17 protein-coding genes, 1 tRNA gene and 3 pseudogenes are annotated in these 21,607 nt (G+C 60.0%); 10 read left to right on the top strand and 11 right to left on the bottom strand.

Annotated features, from left to right (window positions below):
• Window positions 1-114: 114 nt before the first annotated feature.
• Together QZH45_RS12465 and QZH45_RS12460 are read right to left on the bottom strand one after the other, a co-directional pair.
• Window positions 115-1,104 (bottom strand): lipase family protein, encoded by a 990-nt coding sequence (locus tag QZH45_RS12465; RefSeq protein WP_053193846.1) that lies wholly within the window; start codon window positions 1,102-1,104, stop codon window positions 115-117.
• A gap of 362 nt (window positions 1,105-1,466) precedes the next feature.
• Window positions 1,467-2,734: pseudogene (locus tag QZH45_RS12460) on the bottom strand (IS3 family transposase).
• A gap of 267 nt (window positions 2,735-3,001) precedes the next feature.
• Between QZH45_RS12460 and QZH45_RS12455 the strand changes: the two are divergent.
• Entirely contained in the window at window positions 3,002-4,207 is a 1,206-nt protein-coding gene (locus QZH45_RS12455; RefSeq protein WP_069018529.1) for an ISL3 family transposase, read from the top strand.
• 45 nt (window positions 4,208-4,252) lie between these two features.
• Here the strand turns inward: QZH45_RS12455 and QZH45_RS12450 are convergent.
• The 5 genes from QZH45_RS12450 to QZH45_RS12430 all read right to left on the bottom strand — a co-directional run bounded on the left by QZH45_RS12450 (window position 4,253) and on the right by QZH45_RS12430 (window position 8,015).
• A tRNA-Gly gene (locus tag QZH45_RS12450) sits at window positions 4,253-4,328 on the bottom strand.
• Between the two features lie 63 nt (window positions 4,329-4,391).
• Window positions 4,392-4,952 (bottom strand): CDP-diacylglycerol--glycerol-3-phosphate 3-phosphatidyltransferase, encoded by a 561-nt coding sequence (pgsA, locus tag QZH45_RS12445; RefSeq protein WP_024781215.1) that lies wholly within the window; start codon window positions 4,950-4,952, stop codon window positions 4,392-4,394.
• A 32-nt stretch (window positions 4,953-4,984) separates the two neighbouring features.
• A complete protein-coding gene (gene uvrC, locus QZH45_RS12440; protein WP_055136145.1) occupies window positions 4,985-6,808 on the bottom strand; it encodes an excinuclease ABC subunit UvrC in 1,824 nt (607 codons plus the stop codon).
• A 2-nt stretch (window positions 6,809-6,810) separates the two neighbouring features.
• On the bottom strand, window positions 6,811-7,452 hold the full coding sequence (gacA, locus tag QZH45_RS12435; protein WP_024781217.1) for a response regulator transcription factor GacA: 642 nt from the start codon (window positions 7,450-7,452) through the stop codon (window positions 6,811-6,813).
• Window positions 7,453-7,580: 128 nt separating this feature from the next.
• Entirely contained in the window at window positions 7,581-8,015 is a 435-nt protein-coding gene (locus QZH45_RS12430) for a GNAT family N-acetyltransferase (protein ID WP_055136144.1), read from the bottom strand.
• 149 nt (window positions 8,016-8,164) lie between these two features.
• On the opposite strand from QZH45_RS12430, the gene QZH45_RS12425 reads away from it, so the two are divergent.
• A complete protein-coding gene (locus QZH45_RS12425; RefSeq protein WP_279631466.1) occupies window positions 8,165-8,293 on the top strand; it encodes a hypothetical protein in 129 nt (42 codons plus the stop codon).
• Window positions 8,294-8,619: 326 nt separating this feature from the next.
• Window positions 8,620-9,690: a 3-deoxy-7-phosphoheptulonate synthase gene (locus QZH45_RS12420; RefSeq protein WP_069018527.1), complete on the top strand. Its 1,071-nt coding sequence runs from the start codon at window positions 8,620-8,622 to the stop codon at window positions 9,688-9,690.
• On the opposite strand, the gene QZH45_RS12415 is transcribed toward QZH45_RS12420, so the two are convergent.
• Window positions 9,669-10,772: a hypothetical protein gene (locus QZH45_RS12415; RefSeq protein ID WP_237140475.1), complete on the bottom strand. Its 1,104-nt coding sequence runs from the start codon at window positions 10,770-10,772 to the stop codon at window positions 9,669-9,671. The genes QZH45_RS12420 and QZH45_RS12415 overlap by 22 nt on opposite strands.
• 325 nt (window positions 10,773-11,097) lie before the next feature.
• On the opposite strand from QZH45_RS12415, the gene QZH45_RS12410 reads away from it, so the two are divergent.
• The 6 genes from QZH45_RS12410 to QZH45_RS12385 all read left to right on the top strand — a co-directional run bounded on the left by QZH45_RS12410 (window position 11,098) and on the right by QZH45_RS12385 (window position 18,017).
• Window positions 11,098-11,976, top strand: coding sequence for an esterase/lipase family protein (locus QZH45_RS12410; RefSeq protein WP_055135948.1), 879 nt, complete (start codon window positions 11,098-11,100; stop codon window positions 11,974-11,976).
• 95 nt (window positions 11,977-12,071) lie between these two features.
• Window positions 12,072-12,353, top strand: coding sequence for a peptidylprolyl isomerase (locus QZH45_RS12405; protein WP_016774509.1), 282 nt, complete (start codon window positions 12,072-12,074; stop codon window positions 12,351-12,353).
• 133 nt (window positions 12,354-12,486) lie between these two features.
• Complete coding sequence (locus QZH45_RS12400) at window positions 12,487-14,355, top strand: extracellular solute-binding protein (protein WP_024781222.1); 1,869 nt, start codon at window positions 12,487-12,489, stop codon at window positions 14,353-14,355.
• Window positions 14,355-15,413, top strand: a complete 1,059-nt coding sequence (locus QZH45_RS12395; protein ID WP_053191611.1) for a microcin C ABC transporter permease YejB — start codon at window positions 14,355-14,357, stop codon at window positions 15,411-15,413. The genes QZH45_RS12400 and QZH45_RS12395 overlap by 1 nt, the downstream gene beginning before the upstream one ends.
• Window positions 15,413-16,435: an ABC transporter permease gene (locus QZH45_RS12390; RefSeq protein WP_053191609.1), complete on the top strand. Its 1,023-nt coding sequence runs from the start codon at window positions 15,413-15,415 to the stop codon at window positions 16,433-16,435. The genes QZH45_RS12395 and QZH45_RS12390 overlap by 1 nt, the downstream gene beginning before the upstream one ends.
• A complete protein-coding gene (locus tag QZH45_RS12385) occupies window positions 16,413-18,017 on the top strand; it encodes an ABC transporter ATP-binding protein (RefSeq protein ID WP_024781225.1) in 1,605 nt (534 codons plus the stop codon). Before QZH45_RS12390 ends, QZH45_RS12385 begins: the two co-directional genes overlap by 23 nt.
• Window positions 18,018-18,043: 26 nt before the next feature.
• Here the strand turns inward: QZH45_RS12385 and QZH45_RS12380 are convergent.
• The 3 genes and pseudogenes from QZH45_RS12380 to QZH45_RS12370 form a co-directional block, all read right to left on the bottom strand.
• Window positions 18,044-18,490: pseudogene (locus tag QZH45_RS12380) on the bottom strand (methyl-accepting chemotaxis protein); the annotation flags it as partial.
• Window positions 18,491-18,598: 108 nt separating this feature from the next.
• Window positions 18,599-19,378: pseudogene (locus QZH45_RS12375) on the bottom strand (PAS domain-containing protein); the annotation flags it as partial.
• 168 nt (window positions 19,379-19,546) lie between these two features.
• Window positions 19,547-19,762, bottom strand: coding sequence for a TIGR02450 family Trp-rich protein (locus QZH45_RS12370; protein WP_055135945.1), 216 nt, complete (start codon window positions 19,760-19,762; stop codon window positions 19,547-19,549).
• A gap of 179 nt (window positions 19,763-19,941) precedes the next feature.
• Between QZH45_RS12370 and QZH45_RS12365 the strand changes: the two genes are divergently transcribed.
• Window positions 19,942-21,357 carry a sigma-54 interaction domain-containing protein gene (locus QZH45_RS12365; protein WP_055135944.1) on the top strand — a complete coding sequence of 472 codons (1,416 nt, stop codon included), beginning with the start codon at window positions 19,942-19,944 and terminating at the stop codon, window positions 21,355-21,357.
• Window positions 21,358-21,607: the final 250 nt, after the last annotated feature.

Here is a 21,607-nt window from a genome sequence, read left to right as displayed (position 1 = left end):
CCTGAGTACTATTACGGGCACAGCACTTGCTGATGTACGAATTGCAGTTGCGTCGACTTCCCCAAGGAACCCTCGGCAACCGCAACTCAACATCTGGACGGCGAGAGTGCCCTACTAGCTGCCGAACGGAGGCATCGGTATATCAGTGGGCTGCAGGCCCAGCAGTGTCATGTACTCATAAATGTGTTGATAACCGGATTGAGAATCATAGCTTGTGCAGTCGGATTGAGGCTTCCCACAGAGCCGCAGTTCCATGTTTGCGCTGCCCATTCCCCATTGCGTATAGTTCAGATTGTTATCAACAACCTTGTCTATGGCAGAACAGACCATTTTTCTCGTGTTTTCATCAACGGGATTATTATCATAAAGAGTCAAGGAGTAATCGAGAGAAGTTGCGCACCACGCCATCGGAATGACATCCAGGGTGTTGTAAATGCGCAGCGCATTACCGGCCATTTGTTTATTGAAATAACTGGCGAAATAACCATCCCCCGCCGTGGGCGCAGCAAAGGTTTCACAGAAGAAATTAAAGCCCGGAAATTTGTCTTTCAGATAAAGCGCTACCACTGACATGAGCGCACCGCCGAGGCTATGTCCCACCAAACGAATGCTCGTTCCACTTTGTAGCTTCCCAAGAAAATCGCACAGTGTGCCCTGAGAACCGATAGCAGAGGCTTTGTTCAGTATCGCGCTCACACCATCCGACGTTCCCTGCGCAATGCGCGCCGAACCCTGGTAACCCGGGATAATGCTCTGCAATGACACCATTGGAAAAATATCGAGATCGTCCACCTGATCCTTCAAGGAATCCTTGAGTGTCCCACTCGTCACTACGACGACGTCGTTCCCGCTTCTCCCGCCAATCAGCACCGCGGTGATGTGCGCTGCATACTCGCCATCCATTACCAGCGCGGGGCCCCAGGCTACGGCATAGCCGCCGCCTACCTTCGAGCCATTGAGACGCGAAAGAATATTGTCTTTAACCTGGTCCGGCCTGGGGTTCTTGATGTTTTGCCAGGACTGTGAATACAGCGCTGCATTATTGACCACGAAAGCATGCGTAAGACTGATTTGTCTTTGCACAAGTGTGTCTGGGGTAGTCATGACTGCTCCTTGTCTCGAAGAAAGTTTTCAAAGGACCCAACGAAAACCTATGGCAGCCGTCGATCCTTCTGGGCCAGCAAGAGCGAGTGTAGACGCAGTTTTTGCAAGTGCGAGGTTGATGCCGTTTACTGCAACACAAGCCACAAGTCTTGGCGAACTCAGTGGACAGGAGCGCATCACCGCCGTGGCGCAACAGACTCGCCTACGCGCTTTGGTGGCAGGAGACCGGTTGGCCAAATTGCAGAAGACTGTGCCAGCGGAAATTGAGCACTGCGCCGAGACCTGGAGCAGCGCAAAGATGATCCAGTGATGTCTGCATGACGGCCGGCGTTTTTCAAGGTAGTTGTCGCGTCACCGTCTAACTATGCTGCTCTTTTCTCGGCCTGCTGCTCTCGATCCGGATTCAGCAGCACCGTGCCTATCGGCTCCCAGTTCCGTGTTCGTCCAGACCAGCGTTCCGGGCTTTTCTTTCGGGCTTGCTCGTACAGTTCATGACGCTGAGCCAGGATCTGTTGATCCTGCCCTCGATGCCGCTCCGCCGGGGTCACGAAGCGGATCCGGCTATGCCGGTGTTCGTGGTTGTACCAACGCATGAAATCCCTGACCCAGATGCGTGCGGCGTCCAGGCTGGCAAAGCCATCTGCCGGCCATTGCGGGCAGTATTTCAACGTTCTAAACAGCGATTCCGAGTATGGATTGTCATTGCTCACACGCGGTCGGCCACGTGACGGTGTGATGCCCAGGTCATGCATCTTGCTCAACAGCGTCAGTGATTTCATCGGGGCACCATTGTCCGAGTGCAGTACCAGCGGTTCATGCAAACATTGCTCGCCGATCACGCTACGCTGCAGCAACGCAGCCGCCTTCTCACCGCTTTCCTCTTCGTAAACCTCCCAGCCCACGGCCTTGCGGCTGTAAATGTCCTCGATCAGGTACAAGTAGTAATACTTGCCACGCACCGGCGACGGCAGGTAGGTGATGTCCCACGACCACACCTGATTCGCCCCCTTGGCCGTGTGGGTCGTCGGTGCCGCATGCCGTCGCGGGCGCTGGCTACGACCTCGATGCTGTTGTTGACCCGCAGCCCGCAGCACCCGATAAATTTTCCGGGCTCCGGCCATTTGCGCTTCATTCAACCAGGTTACGAGTAACTGCCGCTCTGGCAAAGCCGTTAGCTGTCCTCGTTGTCGATCCCCCAGTAATCGTTGAGCTTTTTTCGCAGCACCAACAACGCGGCGGTTTCAGCCAGCGCCTTGTCTTTGCGGCGCAGTTCACGCTCAAGTTCCTGGATGCGTTTCTTGTCCTTACGGGCTTGTTCGCGATCGTCTTTTTGCTGGGCTTTTTCCGTCTTCTGGCCACTGATGAAGGCCTGCCTCCAGGCGCTGATTTGCTCGGGATACAGGCCTTTACGGCGGCAGTACTCACCCAGTTCAATCTCGGACAGGCCGGCGGCTTCAAGGACGACAGCAAACTTGATTTCGGCTGTCCAGTTCTGGGTCGATGAGGTGTTATCGGGCACTGCGTTTCCTTCAGAACCGACCTGCTTGCGCCAGTTCGACAAAGACATTTCGCTGACCCCTTCGCGCCGGGAAACCTCGGCCATCGACAGGTTGAGCGGAGGAAGCAGCATCTTGAGCAATGCGGCTTTGCGTTCAGGTGAATAGTACGGCACGAACAGTCTCTTTCCGCCCCCGATCTGCTTTTTCAGGAAAATTCGGAGAGGCGACAACTATCCAGACACCGGGGGGACCTCGCCACGCTGCTGGGGTATCGCGCGCCCCCCAAATTTCAGGCAAAAAAAGGTTCTTCACGAAATCCCGGGAAACACAGAAACAAGAACGCCGATTTGGTTGATGATGTTCGTGCGAGCAAACACATCTAACAAACCGGCGTTCTTATGCGTGATATTAATACGTTCCTTCCGTTTTGGGAGGGCTTTTCTGTCGTCGCCATCAAACCTGATGGTGATGCGCTGCTGATCGATCTCATCCCCCAGGCCACCCGGTTTCCCACCTGCAGCGGCTGCAACGAGCCCAGCACAACTACTCATGAATACTCTCAGCGGTTAATCCGAGACCTGCCTATCCTTGGTCGGCCAGTAAGGCTTAACGTCGAGCTCAGACGAGTTGGATGTGGAGCCTGCGGAAAACGTATGGTGGCTGTCAGCTGGCTTGATCGCTACTCCCGGATGACACGTCGCTTGGCTGAAACCGTCATCCAGACCTGCCGACGGTTACCGACTTTGCATGTGGCTCAGTTATTCGGATTGCACTGGGATAGCGTGCGATTACTGGAGCGACGGGCTCTACAGGCCGAGCTGGATAAGCTGCCTGTCGCCCGTCCCAAACGATTGATCATGGACGAGTTTGCCCTGTTCAAAGGGCATCGATACGCCAGCGTCGTACTGGATGCCGATACCCGCCGGGTATTGTGGATCGGCGAAGGACGCAGCCGCGCCGCAGTCCGGCCGTTCTTCGAAGAACTGGGACCTGAGGGCTGTAAGCGGATTGAGGCAGTCGCGATGGACATGAATACCGCGTTTGACCTGGAGGTGCGTCAGCATTGTCCTCAGGCACGGGTGGTCTACGACCTGTTTCATGTGGTGGCCAAATATGGCCGAGAAGTGATTGATCGGGTGCGGGTCGATGAAGCTAACCGCCTGCGTCATGACAAACCTGCGCGCAAGGTCATCAAACAAGCGCGGTGGCTGCTGTTGCGCAATCCGGAGAATCTCAAGAGCGCAGATCAACAAGTGCACTTGCAGGACCTGCTGGCTGCCAACCAGTCGTTGATGACGGTTTACCTGATGAAAGCAGAGCTCAAAGCGCTGTGGTCACCGACTACCGCTTGGGGCTGGCGATCAGCGTGGAAACAGTGGCTGCGTCTGGCTGATGAAAGCGCGATACCGGCACTAAAGCAGTTTTCCAAACGCCTGAAGGGCTACTGGCGCGGCATTTTGAGCAGGGTGCGGTGGCCGATGCACACCGGTCAACTGGAGGGAATCAACAACCGTATCAAGGTGATTAAGCGGATGGCCTACGGCTACCGGGACAGCGAATTCTTTTTCATGAAGATCAAGAGCGACTTTCCCGGTAATCCGTGAAGAACCAAAAAAAAGCCACTCATCTGAGTGGCTTTTTTCTGAATCTGGAGCGGGAAACGAGACTCGAACTCGCGACCCCGACCTTGGCAAGGTCGTGCTCTACCAACTGAGCTATTCCCGCGTCTTGGTGTGGCGCATTCTATAGATTCAGATTACGCCGTCAACCCCTTGATTCAAAAAAGTTTTATTTCTTCTCCACATCCGTCCGCAGATGCGGCCAGGCGGCGCGCAGGTACTGGACCATCGACCACAGCGTCAGGCCGGCGGAAATCAGCAGCAGTGCGTAGCCCAACAGCACCCAGAAGCTGAAGTCCGAGGGGTTGGCCAGGAGGATGACCAGGGCGAGCATCTGCGCGGCGGTTTTCCATTTGCCGAGGTTCGACACGGCTACCTGGGCGCGGGCGCCCAGTTCGGCCATCCACTCTCGGAGTGCCGAGACGACGATCTCACGACCGATGATCACTGCCGCCGGCAAGGTCAGCCAGAGGTTGCCGTGTTCCTGCACCAGCAGCACCAGGGCCACCGCGACCATCAGCTTGTCGGCCACCGGATCCAGGAACGCTCCGAACGGTGTGCTCTGCTCCAGGCGGCGAGCAAGGTAACCGTCCAGCCAGTCCGTTGCGGCGGCGACGGCAAAGACCGAAGCGGAGGCCATGTAGCTCCAGTTGTACGGCAAATAGAACAGCAATATGAAGATCGGAATGAGCAGGACGCGTAGAACGGTAAGCAGATTTGGGATATTCATCGGCACAACTGGCTGCGAGGTTGACGGGCATTCTACTCGCTATGCAGGTTTGCATAAATCGACTCTGCGAGCTTTTTACTGATACCAGGGGCTTTGGCGATCTCTTCGATGCTGGCACGAGACAGCTCCTGCAATCCACCGAAATGTTTCAACAGATCCCGCCGCCGTGTCGGGCCGACCCCTGCCACACCTTCCAGTGTGGACGTGCGGCGAGTCTTGCCACGGCGGGCACGGTGACCGGTGATGGCGAACCGGTGGGCTTCGTCACGGATTTGCTGGATCAGGTGCAGCGCCGGGGAGTCCCCCTTCAGGGTGAACTCATGGGCCGCGTCATTCAGGTACAGGGTCTCGAACCCGGCCTTGCGTGTGGCCCCCTTGGCCACACCCAGCAGGATCAGGTCGGGAACCATCAGCTCATTGAGTACATCGCGGGCCATGGACAGTTGGCCCTTGCCACCGTCCACCAGCAGGATGTCCGGGAGCTTGCCTTCCCCGTCCTTCAACTTGCCGAAGCGTCGCATCAATGCCTGGTGCATCGCTGCATAGTCGTCGCCGGCGGTCACGCCTTCGATGTTATAGCGGCGGTAATCGGACTTGATCGGGCCTTCCGGGCCGAACACCACGCAGGACGCCACGGTGGCCTCGCCACTGGAATGGCTGATGTCGTAGCACTCCAGCCGTTGCGGCGGCTCGTCCAGATTGAGGACATCAGCCAAGGCATCAAACCGCGCCGCGACGTGCTGGCGGTTAGCCAAGCGCGCACCCAGGGCCTGCTCGGCATTGGTGACCGCCAGCTGTTGCCAGCGCGCCCGGGTGCCGCGCACGCGGTGGCTGATGGTCAGCTCGCGACCGCGAAGCGTATGAATGGCTTCAATCAGGCTAGGAAAGTCCTCGTGGACCACGTTGACGATCAATTCGCTCGGCAGGTCGCGTTCCGGACTGCTGACGTAGTACTGGCCGAGAAAAGCCGACATGACTTCGGCCACGTCTTCCTCGATACCCACCTGGGGGAAGAAGTTCTTGCTACCCAACACCCGACCGCCACGCACGCTGATCAGATGCACGCACGCACCGCCCGGGTTGATGAAGGCGGCGATCACATCGACATCGCCACTGCCGCCTTCCATGCTCTGCTGGTCCTGCACGCGGCGCAGCAAACCGATCTGATCCCGCAGCTCGGCGGCTTTTTCAAATTCGAGGTTGATCGCCGCCTCTTCCATCGCGCTCGACAACTCATCGGTCAGTGCATTGCTGCGACCTTCCAGGAACATCACCGAGTGGCGCACGTCCTCGGCATAGACCTGCGGCTCGACAAAGCCCACGCAAGGCGCCTTGCAGCGTTTGATCTGGTATTGCAAGCAAGGCCGGGTGCGGTTCTTGTAATAGCTGTCTTCACACTGGCGCACGAAAAAGGTTTTCTGCAGCAGGCTCAGGCTTTCACGAATCGCACCGGCGCTGGGATAAGGACCGAAATAACGACCCTTGGCCTTTTTCGCGCCTCGGTGGATGCTCAGGCGCGGGAACGCCCCATCGGACAGGAACACGTAGGGGTAGGATTTGTCGTCGCGCAGCAGAATGTTATATGGCGGCCGCCATTCCTTGATCAGCGTCTGTTCGAGCAGCAGCGCTTCGGTTTCGTTGGCGGTGATGGTGGTTTCGATCTGCGCGATGCGCCCCACCAATGCGGCGGTCTTGGGCGCCAGGCCGGTCTTGCGAAAGTAACTGGCCAGGCGCTTCTTGAGATTCTTGGCCTTGCCCACGTACAGCAGGCGTGCGTCGCCGTCGAACATGCGGTACACGCCAGGGCGGCCACTGCAGGTGGACAGGAAAGCACTGGGATCAAACGGTTCGGTCATTATCAGGCGCTGGCATCGACCATGCCGTGACGCACTGCCAGCAGCGTCAACTCGACATCACTGCTGATCGAAAGCTTCTCGAAGATACGGTAACGGTAGGTATTGACGGTTTTCGGTGACAGGCACAGTTTATCGGAGATGATCTGCACTTTTTGACAACCGACAATCATCAGGGCGATCTGGATTTCCCGCTCAGATAATGCGTCGAAGGGAGACTCGTTGGTCGGTTGGAACGATTTGATCGCCAACTGCTGGGCAATCTGCGGACTGATGTAGCGCTGCCCGGCGAAGACCAGGCGGATGGCCTGGACCATCTCGTTCAAGCCGGCGCCCTTGGTGAGGTAACCCGCCGCCCCCGCTTGCAACAACCGGGTCGGGAACGGATCTTCTTCGCAGACGGTGACCGCGACCACCTTGATGTCCGGGTGACTGCGCAGCAGTTTGCGCGTGGCCTCAAGACCGCCGATGCCAGGCATCTTCACGTCCATGAGGACCACATCGGGTTTCAATTCACGCGCCTTGATCAGGGACTCTTCCCCGGATTCGGCCTGACCAACCACCTGCAGACCGTCGATGTCAGCCAGCATTCGTGTAATGCCCGTACGAACGAGATCATGGTCATCGACCACTAACACCCTAATCAAGCAGACACCTCACCATTTTGGTCTTATATGGACTGCGTTACACCTTAGCAAAAAGCTGCCGGCAGACCTAGCGCCAAGAGGCATTAAAAAGTTACAGCGAATCTTCCTGGGACAAGTGATCCGAGGCCTCAAGTACCGGCGTCTCGCTGCATCCTCAGGAAACACTCATCCTCGCCCGCGACGTATAGTCCCATGCGTTCATAGAGCTTCCTCGCCGGATTGTCCTTGAACACCGTCAGACGCAATGCCGGACGCCGTTCCAGGGTCACCATGTCCCAGACCTGTCCGATTGCCCAGGTACCGGCACCCTGCCCGCGGAATGCCTGATCGATCTGCAACTCCCGGATATACAGCGCCCGGGCATCACGGCTGAGACTGACAAACCCCAGCACCCGATCCTCGCGACTGATAATCCAGTTCTGGCGAATGATCCACGCCAGGTCGAACGCCTCATCCTGCCAGAGCAAATCATGACGCAGGTAATACGGCAGCATGTTGGCGCAGGTCAATTGCCGGACGAAATCGATGTCCGTAGCCGTGGCCGCACGCCATTGGAAACTCATGGCCACCTCGTCAAAGATCAAAACCCGAGTTTGTCATAATGCCAGCCAGACTCAACACCATGAACAATTGCACCTCGGCGATAGAAACTTCTTATTGAACCCGCGCCCCAGCGTCGAGTAAGCTCGGGACCATTCATCGGAGACAGACCATGTTCAACGCCCTCTCACCGCTTCGCCCCGTCAGCGCCCTGCGCTCGGTTGCGGCTGTCCGGGCGAACAGCGTTGCTGCTCCGGTCAATTTTTATTTTGGGTATTGGTTTAGCCACTGGCGCGCCTGATACCCAACCGGCGCCCACTTTAAACGGGTCGCCTTCCAGAGTTCATAAACCCCCGGTCGGCCTCCCGACCGGGGGTTTTGTTTTTTCAGCCCTGTATTTTTTGCAACACCGACAACTTTGAGGATCAAGCCATGAACTACGCCACTTATTACCGTTACGACTTTTGCGCCTGGCGATTTACCAGCCTCCGCTCGGGACAGCCTGCCGCCTCCGATCGGTCACCTATCGGTGGCATGTCAACACTTGAGGCCAGTACGGCCAACTGTCGAACACCCCACTAGGGCCGGTGCGGGAACGAACCCGCTGCTCGCCCAGGAAGCCAGATCATGAATTCGTCCGTCTCCGCTTTGCCGCTGTCCACGCTCAACCCTGCCAATGAAGCCCTGACCCTGCGTCTGCCCAGCTCGTTGCAGCTCAAACACCAACTGCCCCTCAGCCACGGGTTGAGCCAACAAGTCGACGCCCATCGCCAGGCCATTCGTGCCATCCTGGATGGTGACGACGCTCGCCTGCTGGTCATTGTTGGACCCTGCTCCATCCACGATCCGAAATCCGCCCTCGAATACGCCGCCAACCTGGCTCGCCTGGCCCATGAGGTGAACGACAGCATGCTGCTGGTGATGCGCGCCTATGTGGAAAAGCCCCGCACGACGGTGGGCTGGAAAGGCCTGGCCTACGACCCCGATCTGGATGGCAGCGATGACATGGCCGCCGGCCTGACCCTGTCCCGGGATCTGATGCGTGAAATGCTGCAGCTGGGCCTGCCCGTCGCCACCGAACTGCTGCAACCCATGGCCGCCAACTACTTCGACGACCTGCTCAGTTGGGTCGCCATTGGCGCACGCACCACCGAATCGCAGATCCACCGGGAAATGGCCAGTGGCCTGGGCATGCCGGTCGGCTTCAAGAACGGCACCGACGGCGGCGTCGGGATCGCCTGCGACGCCATGCGCTCCGCCGCCCATCCTCACCGGCATTTCGGTGTCGACAGCCAGGGGCATCCTGCAATCATCCAGACCCAGGGCAACCCCGACACTCACCTGGTGCTGCGGGGGGGACACCGCGGCCCGAACTACGACCGCCAGAGCGTCGCGCAGATACAAAGCGACCTGAGCCGTCTGAAAATACCGGCCCGGATCATGGTGGATTGCAGTCATGCCAACAGCGGCAAGGATCCCTCGCGTCAGCCGGAGGTATTCAACGACGTGTTGGCACAGCGGCTGGAAGGGAATAGCTCGCTGATCGGCATGATGATCGAGAGCCACCTGTACGAAGGCTGCCAGCCCATCAGCCCGTCGATGCGCTACGGCGTATCGGTGACCGACGGGTGTCTGGGCTGGGCATCCACCGAGCAACTGCTGCGCCAGGCCCATCGTCAGTTGCTATCGGCCAACTGAGCTTCGTGCGCGCCCTCCTTCGGGAGGGCGCTCCTGGAGCGCACATGCACCTCGACCCCGGCGAAAGGCTGGCTCACATCGTCCAGGCGCTCGACCTGATAGCGAACGCGCACCGATCTGCCTTGTTGACTCTGCCAATAGTCCGCCGGGACTACGAAGGTCATCGGCTGACCGACGTTGGCCGGGACGATTTCGCGCTCGCCGACATAGGCATAGCTGCCATCGCATTGCAGCCAGACCAACTCGCCAATCTCGAAGCCGGCGGTCTCGATGATCACGCTCACCCCTTTCTCCTGTTCGTCGACATCCAGCCCTCCTTCCTTCAGACCCAGGATCCGGGGCGCTTTCAGCGGCGGGCGGACCAGAGGGCCGATATGCAGCGACAAGGACTCGGCACGGCGTACGGAATGCCCGCGCCTGACGACGTAAGAAAGGTCCAGGTGATGCCCCAGATGCGGGGCGATCAGCGCATGATCTATCCAGAACGAGACCTCGCGACCGACGGCATGGGCTTCGATGTCCAGCACGTCACGCCAGAGTGCCCTGGAGTCCCTGCTGCCGATCAGGATCAACCGGTCCCCGACCGCCATTCTTGAATAGGGCCGAATGGTCACGCAGGTGCCCTCGGGGACACGCTTCGGATCGAGACTGCCGCCCACCGCATCTGTGGCAATGGCCGGCAACAGTTGCGGCGCTACGTCACCGATCACCAGTTGCAGGGTCTCCGAATGCATGGGCGCCGGAAGTCGTTTACCGGTGACTTGATAAAAGATCTCCAGCGAGCCGCCGTCCAGCTCGGCGATGTGGGGTTCGCGCACGACGAAGATGACGTCCCGGCCGACCTGTCGCTCCGTGACGGACCGGCGGACCTCATGCCGGTACGGCTCGCCGTCCGAATTGAGCCCATGCCAGAACAGCAGCACTTCATCGCCGCACGTCATCATCGGATAGGGTTTGAGGGTGATGGCAACCTTACTCCAGGCCGGGTTGATCACCCCGCCCTTCGCTGCCGCCAGGATGGGGGCCCGGAGTTTAGTCCGAGCGCTAAGCCGGGCTCGCCGGCCAAATGGGTCAGTGGTCATGTATGGATTCCAGTCCTTGGATGAAGACGCCTTCTCCTGACGGCGCCAGATAGAACCATTAAACCCCGCTCCTCGCAGGCTCGCAGTCAGACAAGACGACAGCGTGGGTGGTCCCCTTGCTCTTGAGACTGTAGCTGCATGCAACGGGGCCTATCAGAAGCATCCCGAAACCAAACACATCATTCGGCCACTTTTCTGATTCTTCCGGCCTTCTCTAGTCCGTTTTCGGTCGGCCACAGCGGTTTCTTCCTACACCCCAGGGCAGGAGCCTGCATTACAGTGGTGTCGCAAATTCAACATGAACCTCTTCGAAAAAGGTACGAACATGCAACGGAATGCAACCACTCAATTTCCTATCCTGTTGGTACACGGTTTGTTCGGGTTTGACAGGGTCGCAGGCTCCGAACTTTTCCAAGGCATCAAGCAGGCACTGCGCCGCGCCGGTGCACGGGTATTCATTCCCTACCTGTCGGCAACCTACGCCAATGAGGCTCGGGGTGAAGAGTTACTGGCCCAGATTGATCGGGTCCTGAGCGGAACCGGGGCCACAAGGGTCAACCTGATCGGACATGGCCAAGGCGCATTGGCGTCCCGCTATGCCGCTGCGCTGACACCTGGGCAGGTCGCCTCGGTGACATCGGTCAGCGGCCCCAATCACGGCTCCGAGCTGGCCGACTTCCTGCGCAAGGCCCTCACGCCCGGACGTCTGCCGGAGCATGTCGCAAGCAGAGTCGCCACGTTATTTGTCGACTTCATTTCATTGTTGAGCGGCCAGGCACAGCTACCACACAACGCCATCGCCGCATTGGCGGCACTGACCACCGAAGGCGTGGGCGCATTCAATGACAAATACCCGCAAGGCTTGCCCAGGAGTTGGGGAAGCAAAGGACCGGATCAGGTCAACGGCGTGCGTTACTACTCCTGGAGCGGCACGTTGCAAGACATACCCGGCGCAGGACCCGAGGCAAGGCCCCCTTACCAGGCATTCTGTCGGGCGTTTTCCGAGTACTTCATTACTGAAGCCGGACAGAACGATGGCCTGGTGGGTCGTTTCAGCTCGCATCTGGGCAAGGTCATCCGCTCCGACTATCCGATGGATCATATGCAGGCCATCAATCAACCGTCAGGGTACGCGCACAAGGGGGCAACCCCGCTGGAACTTTATGTGCGGCACGCCGAACGCCTGCGCAAAGCAGGCCTGTGATCGGCAGGTTCAAGGTTTTGACGCATTTTTGACAACAAACCCTTTAATGATTCCGGTAGGCTCACTCCCTTTAAATCCATTGAAAGGAATTTCCCATGGCCAAAGCCACTGCCCGCCACATCCTGGTTTCCAGCGAAGACAAGTGCAACGAACTCAAGGCTCAGATCGAAGCCGGTGCCGATTTCGCCGAAGTCGCGAAAGCCAACTCGTCGTGCCCGTCCAGCCGTCAGGGTGGCGACCTGGGTTCGTTCGGCCCAGGCCAGATGGTCAAGGAGTTCGACACCGTCGTGTTCAGCGCGCCGATCAACGTGGTGCAGGGCCCGGTCAAGACCCAGTTCGGCTATCACCTGCTGGAAGTGACCAGCCGCCAGGACTGAGGGTAACGGTGGCGAGGGAGCTGCTCCCTCGCCACAGCAATCTCCTCGCCACACCTCTGACCACAGGACTGGCGACCAGCGCGCCGCTCGCGTACAAATCGTGGTCATCGACTACCCGGCGTTAAGGCTGACAATGCGACTGGCGTTTTCCTCACTGTTCTTGACTGCCGCGCTCCTGCTGACAGGCGCCGCAGGCGTGACTGCCGCACCGCAACATGCCTTGACTGTCTACGGCGAACCGGCCAAATACCCCGCGGGCTTCAGCCATTTCGCCTACGCCAACCCCCAGGCCCCCAAGGGTGGCACCCTGCGCCGCTCGGCCATCGAGATCGGCCAGTTCGACCACCTGCTGCCCTACATCGACAAAGGCATCGGGGTCAGCCAGATCGACGGTTTGCTGTATTCCCCCCTGGCCCAGCGCTCCCTGGATGAGCCCTACACCGTGTACGGCCTGGTCGCCCAGGGCATGGAGCGCGCAGACGACGGCCTGTCCCTGCGCTTCTACCTGAATCCCAAGGCCCGATTCGCCGACGGCAAGCCCATCACAGCCGAGGACGTGCGCTACAGCTTCGACCTGCTGATGACCCAGGGCAGCCTGCGCTATCGCACCCAGTTCGCGGCCGTTAAAGGCGTCGAAGTCGAAGGCGAGCGCACCGTTCGCTTCGATTTCAAGAACAACGAAAGCCGCACCTTGCCCCTGGACATCGCCACCCTGCCGGTATTTCCCGAGCACTGGTGGAAAACCCGCGACTTTGCCAGCGGAGGCGGTTATGAAGCGCCGCTGGGCAGTGGGCCATACCGGGTCGGCAAGGTGGATTCCGGACGCAGCATTACCTTCGAACGCAACGCCGACTGGTGGGGCAAGGACCTGCCGGTCAGCCGCGGGCTCTATAACTTCGACCATTTCAGCATCGAGTACTTCGGCGACACTGATGTGGCGCGCCAGGTGCTGCGCGGCGGCGCCTACGACTACAACCGCGAATTCTCTGCCACAGGCTTCTCTATCGGCTACGACAGCCCGGCGCTGCGCGACGGGCGCCTGCAGAAAGCCCACCTGGCCACCGAAGCCCCGCAGATCGCCCAGGGCTTCGTGTTCAACCTGCAAAAACCGCAGTTCCAGGATCGCCGCGTACGCCAGGCCCTGGCGATGCTCTGGGATTTCGAATGGAGCAACCGGCAGATGATGCGCAACCTCTATGTGCGTCAGCAGAGCTTTTTCTCCAACACGGACCTGGCCGCCCGACAGCTGCCCGATGCCAGCGAGCTGGAGATCCTTGAACCGTTGCGCGGAAAAATCCCCGAAGAGGTCTTCACCCAGGTGTTCCAGGCCCCGAAGACCGACGGCAGCGGCGTGATTCGCGACAAGCAGTTGCAAGCCCTGGCGCTGCTGGAGCAGGCCGGCTGGAAACCCGACGGTGATCGCCTGGTCAATGCCGAAGGCGAGCCGCTGAGCTTCACCTTCCTCAACAGCCAGAACGGCATGGATCGCCTGCTGCTGCCCTACAAGCGCACCCTGGCGCAGATCGGCATTGACATGAGCATCCGTCGCATCGACCCATCCCAGTACGTCAATCGCCTGATGAGCCGTGACTACGACATGATTGTCACCGGCTACCCGGTCAGCACCTCGCCCGGCATCGAACTCTACAATTACTTCGGCTCGGCGGCGGCCAACGACCCGGGCGCCAACAACTACATGGCCCTGCAGAACCCCGCCGTCGACACTCTGATCGACGGGCTGGTCAAGGCCACCACCCAGGACGACATGCTCCGTCACGCCCACGCCCTGGACCGGGTGTTGCAATGGAATTACTACTGGATTCCCAACTACTACCCACCGGGCAGCTCGACCGTGTGGTGGAACCGCTTCGGCATGCCGAAGGTGCAGGCCGCCAATGACGAAGCAATCGAAAGCTGGTGGGAAGTCAGCACCACACCGTTGACCAATGAGCAGATGACCGCCGAGCGAATCAGGCGTGGCAGCTCTGGAGGACGTCACTGATGTGGGCCTATGTAGTGCGACGCCTGCTGCTGATCATTCCGACCCTGGTGATCATCCTGCTGGTCAATTTCGTCATCGTCCAGGCTGCCCCGGGTGGCCCGGTGGAACAGGCCATCGCCCACCTGCAGGGTATTGGCGGCGCCAGCGTCGGCAGCTCGGGCAATGCCATGACCGCCAGCTCCCGGGCCAGCCGCGGCCTGGACCCGCAACTGATCAAGGACATCGAGAAACAATACGGCTTTGACAAACCGGCCCATGAACGCCTGTGGCTGATGCTCAGCAGTTACGCCCGCCTGGACTTCGGCAAGAGCTTCTTCCGTGGCGCCACGGTCACCGACCTGATCCTGGAAAAGATGCCGGTGACCATTTCCCTGGGGCTGTGGGCCACGCTGATCACCTACCTGGTGTCGATCCCGCTGGGCATCCGCAAGGCGGTGCATCACGGCTCGGCCTTCGATGTCTGGAGCAGCACGGCGATCATCATCGGCTACGCCATGCCAGCATTCCTCTTCGCGATGTTCCTGATCGTGGTGTTCGCGGGCGGAACTCCCCTGAACTGGTTCCCGGTGCGCGGGCTGGTGTCGGACAACTTCGAATCGCTGTCAATCCTGGGCAAGATCACTGATTATTTCTGGCACCTGGTGCTGCCGGTCACATCACTGGTGATCGGCGGCTTCGCCACCCTGACCATCCTGACCAAGAACTCGTTCCTCAATGAAATCACCCGCCAATACGTGGTCACGGCGCGGGCCAAGGGCATGAGCGAGCGACGGGTGTTGTATGGCCATGTGTTCCGCAACGCCATGCTATTGGTGGTATCGGGAATTCCCCAGGCTTTCATCAGCGTGTTCTTCGCCGGGTCGTTGCTGATCGAGGTGATCTTTTCCCTCGATGGCCTGGGCCGCATGAGCTACGAGGCAGCCGTATCCCGGGACTATCCTGTGGTGTTCGGCTCGCTGTTCATCTTCACGCTGTTCGGCTTGCTGATCAAACTCATCGGCGACCTCTGCTACACCCTGGTGGACCCGCGCATCGACTTCGCCGCGAGGAACGCCTGATGTTCGGTTTCTCGCCCTTGGGCCGACGGCGTTTCGAGCGTTTCAAGAAGAACCGCCGCGGCTGGTGGTCGCTGTGGTTGTTCATCGGCCTGTTCATCCTGACCCTGGGCGGCGAGCTGATCGCCAATGACAAGCCGCTGGTGGTGAGTTATCAGGGCTCGCTGTATTTCCCGGTGTTCAAGCGCCACACCGAACAGGAATTTGGCGGCCAGCTACCGTTCCAGGCCGACTACCGCAGCAGCTACGTGCAGAATCTGATTCACAAGGACGGCGGCTGGATGCTGTTCCCGCCGATCCCGTTCAGCGACGACACTCCCAACTACGACCTCAATCAACCGGCCCCGAGCCCGCCTACCTCCGTGAACTGGCTGGGTACCGACGACCAGTCCCGGGACGTGCTGGCCCGAGTGATCTTCGGCGCCAGGGTGTCGATCCTGTTCGCCCTGGCACTGACGGCCATCAGCGCCCTGATCGGCATCACCGCCGGGGCATTGCAAGGTTATTACGGCGGCTGGGTGGATCTGTTGGGGCAACGCCTGCTGGAAGTCTGGTCCGGGCTGCCGGTGCTCTATCTGCTGATCATCCTGTCCGGTTTCGTCGAACCGAATTTCTGGTGGCTGCTGGGGATCATGGCGCTGTTCTCCTGGCTGGCCCTGGTGGACGTGGTCCGCGCCGAGTTCCTGCGCGGGCGCAACCTCGAATACGTCAAGGCCGCCAGGGCCCTGGGCCTGACCGACCGCAAGGTAATCGTGCGGCACATCCTGCCCAATGCGATGAACGCGACCCTGAGTTATCTGCCGTTCATCCTCACCGGGGCGATCTCCACCCTCACCGCCCTGGACTTTCTCGGCTTCGGCATGCCGGCCGGCAGCGCGTCTCTGGGCGAGCTGATTGCCCAGGGCAAACAGAACCTGCAAGCACCCTGGCTGGGGCTGACGGCCTTCTTCACCCTGGCCTTGATTCTTTCCCTGTTGGTGTTTATTGGCGAGGCGTTGCGTGATGCATTCGATCCCAGGTCCTGATCCGGACGCGCATGACAACCTGATCGAAATCCGCGACTTGAGCGTGGCCTTCGATGACCACGCCGTCGTGCGCAACCTGTGCCTGGACATCCGCCCCGGCGAGTGCCTGGCCCTGGTGGGCGAATCGGGTTCCGGCAAGTCGGTGACGGCTCATTCGATCCTGCAACTGCTGCCGCCAACCGAAAGCCGTACCACCGGCAGTATCCGCTATCGCGGCCAGGAGCTGGTCGGAACCCAAACCAGCACCCTGCGCAAGCTGCGCGGCAACCGCATCGCGATGATCTTCCAGGAGCCGATGACCTCCCTGAACCCGCTGCACAGCGTCGAAAAGCAGATCGGCGAAACCCTGATGCTGCACAAAGGCCTGGGCGGCAAAGCGGCACGCCAGCGCATCCTGGAACTGCTGGCCCTGGTGGGCATCCAGAAACCCGTCGAACGCCTCAAGGCCTACCCGCATCAGCTCTCCGGCGGCCAGCGACAACGGGTGATGATTGCCATGGCCCTGGCCTGCGAGCCGGAGCTGTTGATTGCCGACGAACCGACCACCGCGCTGGACGTCACCGTACAACGCAAGATCCTGCTGTTGCTCAAATCCCTCCAGCAACGGCTGGGCATGTCCCTGTTGCTGATCAGCCACGACCTGAACCTGGTGCGCAGCATCGCCCAGCGGGTGTGCGTGATGAAGGCCGGGGAAATCGTCGAGCAGGCGCCCTGCGAAACCCTGTTCAGCGCGCCGAAGCACCCCTACAGCTGTGAACTGCTGCACGCCGAGCCGGAAGGTGAAGCCCCGCCCCGGGACGAGCGCGAAGACGTGCTGCAGGTCCAGGACCTGCGGGTGAGTTTTGCCCTGGGCGGCGGATTGTTCCGGCGCAAGGAATACCTGCACGCCGTCGACGGCATCAGCCTGAAAGTCCAGCGTGGCAAGACCCTGGGCATCGTTGGTGAGTCCGGCTCCGGCAAGTCCACCCTTGGCCAGGCGATTCTGCGGCTGATCGAATCCGAAGGCAGTATCCGCTTCCAGGGTCAGGCCCTCGACGCCCTGTCGCAGAAAGAGCTGCGACCGTGGCGCAAGCAGATGCAGGTGGTGTTCCAGGATCCATTCGGCAGCCTCAGCCCGCGGATGTCGGTGCAGCAGATCATCAGCGAAGGCCTTGAGGTTCACAGCCCATCCAGCGCCCAGGAATGCGAGGCCCGGGTAATTCAGGCCCTCAAGGAAGTCGGTCTCGATCCACAGAGTCGCCACCGCTACCCCCACGAATTTTCCGGTGGCCAACGCCAGCGCATCGCCATTGCCCGGGCCCTGGTGCTCAAGCCGGCCTTGATCCTGCTGGACGAGCCCACGTCGGCGCTGGATCGTACCGTGCAGAAACAGGTGGTCACCCTGCTTCGCCAACTTCAGGAAAAGTACGGCCTGACCTATCTGTTCATCAGCCATGACCTGGCGGTGGTGCGCGCCCTGGCCCACGACATGATCGTGATCAAGGACGGAAAGGTGGTCGAGCAAGGGGCAAGTCATGAACTTTTCGAGTCGCCACGTCACCCCTATACCAGAGAGCTACTGGCGGCGGCACATCCCGCATAACCCGCGGGCCAGTCTTTCTCCGCGGTTCAGGCGCTCCGTCGCTGGTCCAGGGTGTTGGCGAAATTACCCATCACCGTCACAACCTGTTGCGCGCCCCGGTGGATATCCAGGATCACCGCGCCTGCCTCGTTCACCAATGTGACCCCCTGTTCTGCCTTGAGGGTGCTCGACTGCATGCTGGTGACCGCTTGCCTGGCGAGTTCGCGGTTCTTGCCGACCACCTCGGTGATGGCGACGGTGGCCTGGCTCGTACGCCGGGCCAGGTTGCGTACCTCATCGGCCACGACCGCGAAGCCGCGCCCTTGCTCCCCCGCGCGGGCAGCTTCAATGGCGGCATTGAGGGCCAGCAGGTTGGTCTGTTCAGCAATGCCCCGGATGGCATCGACAATACTGCCAATTTCCTCGGACTGCGCGCTCAGAGCCCCTATGCCCGTTGCCACAGCCTGGAGTTCATCGGCGATGCTCTGCACGACGGTCACGGTTTTTTGCACGACGGCGGTGCCAAGCCGAGTGTGCTCATCGGTCTGTCGGGACGTCTCGAAGGCCAACTGCGCCGCCTTCGATTCGCTCTGACGTTGCTCAATCTCTGCGGTGCAATCGGTGGCGAACTTGACCACCCCATACAGATGGCCCTGGGCATCATAGAGCGGGTTGTAGGTGGCCTGCAGCCAGACGGTCGCGCCGCGCTTGTCAACTCGCTGGAAAAGCCCTCCCATGTACTCGCCCCGGTTCAGCCCGGCCCAGAAGCCGCGATAGGCTTCGCTCTGCGCTTCGCTGGACGAGCAGAAGAGACGGTGATGCTGGCCGCGTACTTCTTCCAGGCCATACCCCATTACCTTCAGGAAATTCGCGTTGGCACTCACCACCTGCCCGTTCAGATCAAACTCGATGACCGCCATCGACCGGTCAATCGCCTGGGTGAAGCTGGATTCGGCCTGGGAGCGAAGCACCTCATCGGTAACGTCGCGAACAATGCAAATAATGCGCTGTACGCCTGCATTCGCCTGGCGCACCGGAACATAATCCGCTTCCACCCAGGCCCCGTGTCCCTCGCGGGCAAGCTGCAAAAACCGATCGCTGGCACTTGCCCCCTGCAACAAGCGCTGCCACAGCGCTGCATGCTTTGGACTGCGGGCGTACGCCGGGGCGCAAAATGTCTGGTGAGGCTTGCCCAGAATCTCGTCGAGCGAGTATCCAGTCATTTGCAGGAACAGAGGACTGGCGCCCAGCACTTCACCTGTCGGTGCGAGCTCGAGCACGGCCATTGAGGCATGCAAGGCATGGCACTGCGCTTCAAGGTAAGCCTGCCTGGCCTGAATTTCGTGCAAGGCCTGCTGATGCTTGCGCGTACGAATGAACATGGGCACCACTCCGGAACGTTGGATGCGTGGATCGAGCCACCTGAAGACGCAGGCGTCTTTTCGCTGGAGAGATGCCATTAAGCCATGACCGCAAAATAACTGTACAGATTTTTATTTATGTACAATTTTTATGTGACCAACAGCGCGCCTTCGGCCGCCCGGTCTCTTTCATTTCCAGCCAATGCGCCACCGCTTGTCATCTCGCAATTCGCGCCAGTCCAGCAGCTCCGTGCGCCCGCTGTGTACCGCTTGCAGTTCGACTTGCAGCGGCACGCCGAGCTCGTCGCAGAGGAGCCTGATGACCAGGAAATGCTTCTCTCGATTAACCGGTGCACAGGCAGTCCATTTGGAAAGCGTGAGTTTGCGAGGATTGAATGGGTTCATGGGACATCCAAAAAAATGTACAAGACAAAATCAAATGTACAACTTCCCCCTTATTGATACCACGACCCTCAGGGACTCTCGACCGAGTCGCGACGCGTCAGCTGCGTCTACGGCATAATGCCGCTGGCAACAGACTCATCAGAGGACGCCATACCCCCACCTCTTTCTGGGAATGCCCGATGCGCCCCACCGAAAACCTCAAGGATTACCAGCGCGTACGCACCCTGGCGATTCGTTCATTGTTCGAAATCATCGAGCAATCCAGCGAAGGAACGGTCATCGTCGACCGTGACGCCAACATCGTCTGGATGAACGAACGCTACGCCCGGCGCTTCGGCCTGAACTCGGCACAGGAAGCGATCGGACGAGCCTGCGAAAGCGTGATCCCCGGCAGCCTGCTGCGGGAGGTGGTGCGTACCGGACAACCGATATTGCTCGATATGCAGGAGATGCCCAAGGAGCCGCTGGTGGTGATGCGCCTACCGATCCACGACAGCGCCGGTGCGGTAATCGGCGCCATCGGTTTTGCCCTGTTCGGTGAACTGCACAGCCTGTCGCCGATGCTCAAGCGCTACCAAAGCATGCAGGAAGAGCTGGCCTCGACCCGTTCGCTGCTGCGGGCACGGCAAACCAAGTACAACTTCGCCCATTTCATTGGCACCAGCAGTGCCGGGCTGGAGGTCAAGCGCCGCGCCCGACGCAGCGCCAGTACCGATTCTCCGGTGCTGCTGCTCGGCGAGACCGGCACCGGCAAGGAGTTGCTGGCCCAGGCGATCCACAGCGCCTCGCCACGGGCGCACAAGGCATTCGTCAGCATCAACAGCGCGGCGATTCCGGAATCGCTGCTGGAAGCCGAGTTCTTCGGCACGGCCCCCGGAGCGTTCACCGGGGCTGACCGCAAGGGCCGCGCCGGCAAGCTGCAGATCGCCCAGGGCGGCACGTTATTCCTCGATGAGATCGGCGACATGCCGCTGCCGCTGCAAAGCAAACTGCTGCGCGTGCTGCAGGAAAAGGAATATGAACCGGTGGGCTCCAACGAGGTGCTGCAAAGCGATGTCCGCGTGATCGCTGCCACGTCAACGGACCTGGAAGCGGCGATCAAGCGCGGCGAGTTCCGCGCCGACCTGTACTACCGCCTCAATGTGTTGCCTATCCAGGTCCCGCCCCTGCGCGAGCGCCTGGATGACCTGCCGGCCCTGAGCGAAGCAATCCTCGAAGACCTGCGCAGCCAGCACGAACTGAACCCCGATGCTCTCGACCTGCTGGGGCAACACGCCTGGCCGGGCAACATCCGCGAGTTGCGCAACGTGCTGGAGCGAGCCGCGCTGCTCAGCGATAACCTGCTGCTCACCGCCGCCGACATCCGCGCGGCCATCGGCACGTTCTCACCGGTCACCCGGACAACCAACCCAAGCCTGGAATTGCTGCCGCAGGAAACCTTCAGCCAGGCCCGGGCGCGATTCGACCGGCAGTTGATCGAAACCACCCTCGCGCAATGCGACGGCAAGGTGATCGAAGCGGCTGAGCGGCTGGGGCTGGGGCGGTCGACGCTGTACAAGAAGATGGTGGCGCTGGGGATTGCCGAGTCTCAATAGAGAGAAATACATTCTCTTTTTGTAGACAACTCCTTCCGAGCGCTTCGCGCTCATCGCGAGCAGGCTCGCTCCCACAGATGACCGCATTCCCCTGTGGGAGCGAGCCTGCTCGCGATAAGGCCATTCGAATCAAAAAATCTCAAAAAAGAGACAGCACTCTCCGTATCTCCTCAAGCCAAACAAGAAACATCATATATTTCAACAAGTTACCAACCTGGCACAAAACTCGCTAAAGCCCTCCCACCGTTTC

Origin of the sequence: Pseudomonas corrugata, assembly GCF_050920615.1 — a bacterium.
GTDB lineage: Bacteria > Pseudomonadota > Gammaproteobacteria > Pseudomonadales > Pseudomonadaceae > Aquipseudomonas > Aquipseudomonas corrugata.
Note: the sequence above shows the minus strand (reverse complement) of the source record. Positions and strands in the feature narration are given on the sequence as shown.

What these genes read in the sequence shown, in the direction of transcription:
- QZH45_RS12395 (WP_053191611.1), top strand. Translation starts at nt 14,355, where the DNA reads ATGTGGGCCTATGTAGTGCGACGCCTGCTGCTGATCATTCCGACCCTG.
- QZH45_RS12405 (WP_016774509.1), top strand. Translation starts at nt 12,072, where the DNA reads ATGGCCAAAGCCACTGCCCGCCACATCCTGGTTTCCAGCGAAGACAAG.
- pgsA (WP_024781215.1), bottom strand. Translation starts at nt 4,952, where the DNA reads ATGAATATCCCAAATCTGCTTACCGTTCTACGCGTCCTGCTCATTCCG.
- QZH45_RS12385 (WP_024781225.1), top strand. Translation starts at nt 16,413, where the DNA reads ATGCATTCGATCCCAGGTCCTGATCCGGACGCGCATGACAACCTGATC.
- QZH45_RS12465 (WP_053193846.1), bottom strand. Translation starts at nt 1,104, where the DNA reads ATGACTACCCCAGACACACTTGTGCAAAGACAAATCAGTCTTACGCAT.
- uvrC (WP_055136145.1), bottom strand. Translation starts at nt 6,808, where the DNA reads ATGACCGAACCGTTTGATCCCAGTGCTTTCCTGTCCACCTGCAGTGGC.
- QZH45_RS12420 (WP_069018527.1), top strand. Translation starts at nt 8,620, where the DNA reads ATGAATTCGTCCGTCTCCGCTTTGCCGCTGTCCACGCTCAACCCTGCC.
- QZH45_RS12370 (WP_055135945.1), bottom strand. Translation starts at nt 19,762, where the DNA reads ATGAACCCATTCAATCCTCGCAAACTCACGCTTTCCAAATGGACTGCC.
- QZH45_RS12430 (WP_055136144.1), bottom strand. Translation starts at nt 8,015, where the DNA reads ATGAGTTTCCAATGGCGTGCGGCCACGGCTACGGACATCGATTTCGTC.
- QZH45_RS12400 (WP_024781222.1), top strand. Translation starts at nt 12,487, where the DNA reads ATGCGACTGGCGTTTTCCTCACTGTTCTTGACTGCCGCGCTCCTGCTG.
- QZH45_RS12365 (WP_055135944.1), top strand. Translation starts at nt 19,942, where the DNA reads ATGCGCCCCACCGAAAACCTCAAGGATTACCAGCGCGTACGCACCCTG.
- QZH45_RS12390 (WP_053191609.1), top strand. Translation starts at nt 15,413, where the DNA reads ATGTTCGGTTTCTCGCCCTTGGGCCGACGGCGTTTCGAGCGTTTCAAG.
- QZH45_RS12425 (WP_279631466.1), top strand. Translation starts at nt 8,165, where the DNA reads ATGTTCAACGCCCTCTCACCGCTTCGCCCCGTCAGCGCCCTGCGCTCG.
- QZH45_RS12415 (WP_237140475.1), bottom strand. Translation starts at nt 10,772, where the DNA reads ATGACCACTGACCCATTTGGCCGGCGAGCCCGGCTTAGCGCTCGGACT.
- QZH45_RS12455 (WP_069018529.1), top strand. Translation starts at nt 3,002, where the DNA reads ATGCGTGATATTAATACGTTCCTTCCGTTTTGGGAGGGCTTTTCTGTC.
- QZH45_RS12410 (WP_055135948.1), top strand. Translation starts at nt 11,098, where the DNA reads ATGCAACGGAATGCAACCACTCAATTTCCTATCCTGTTGGTACACGGT.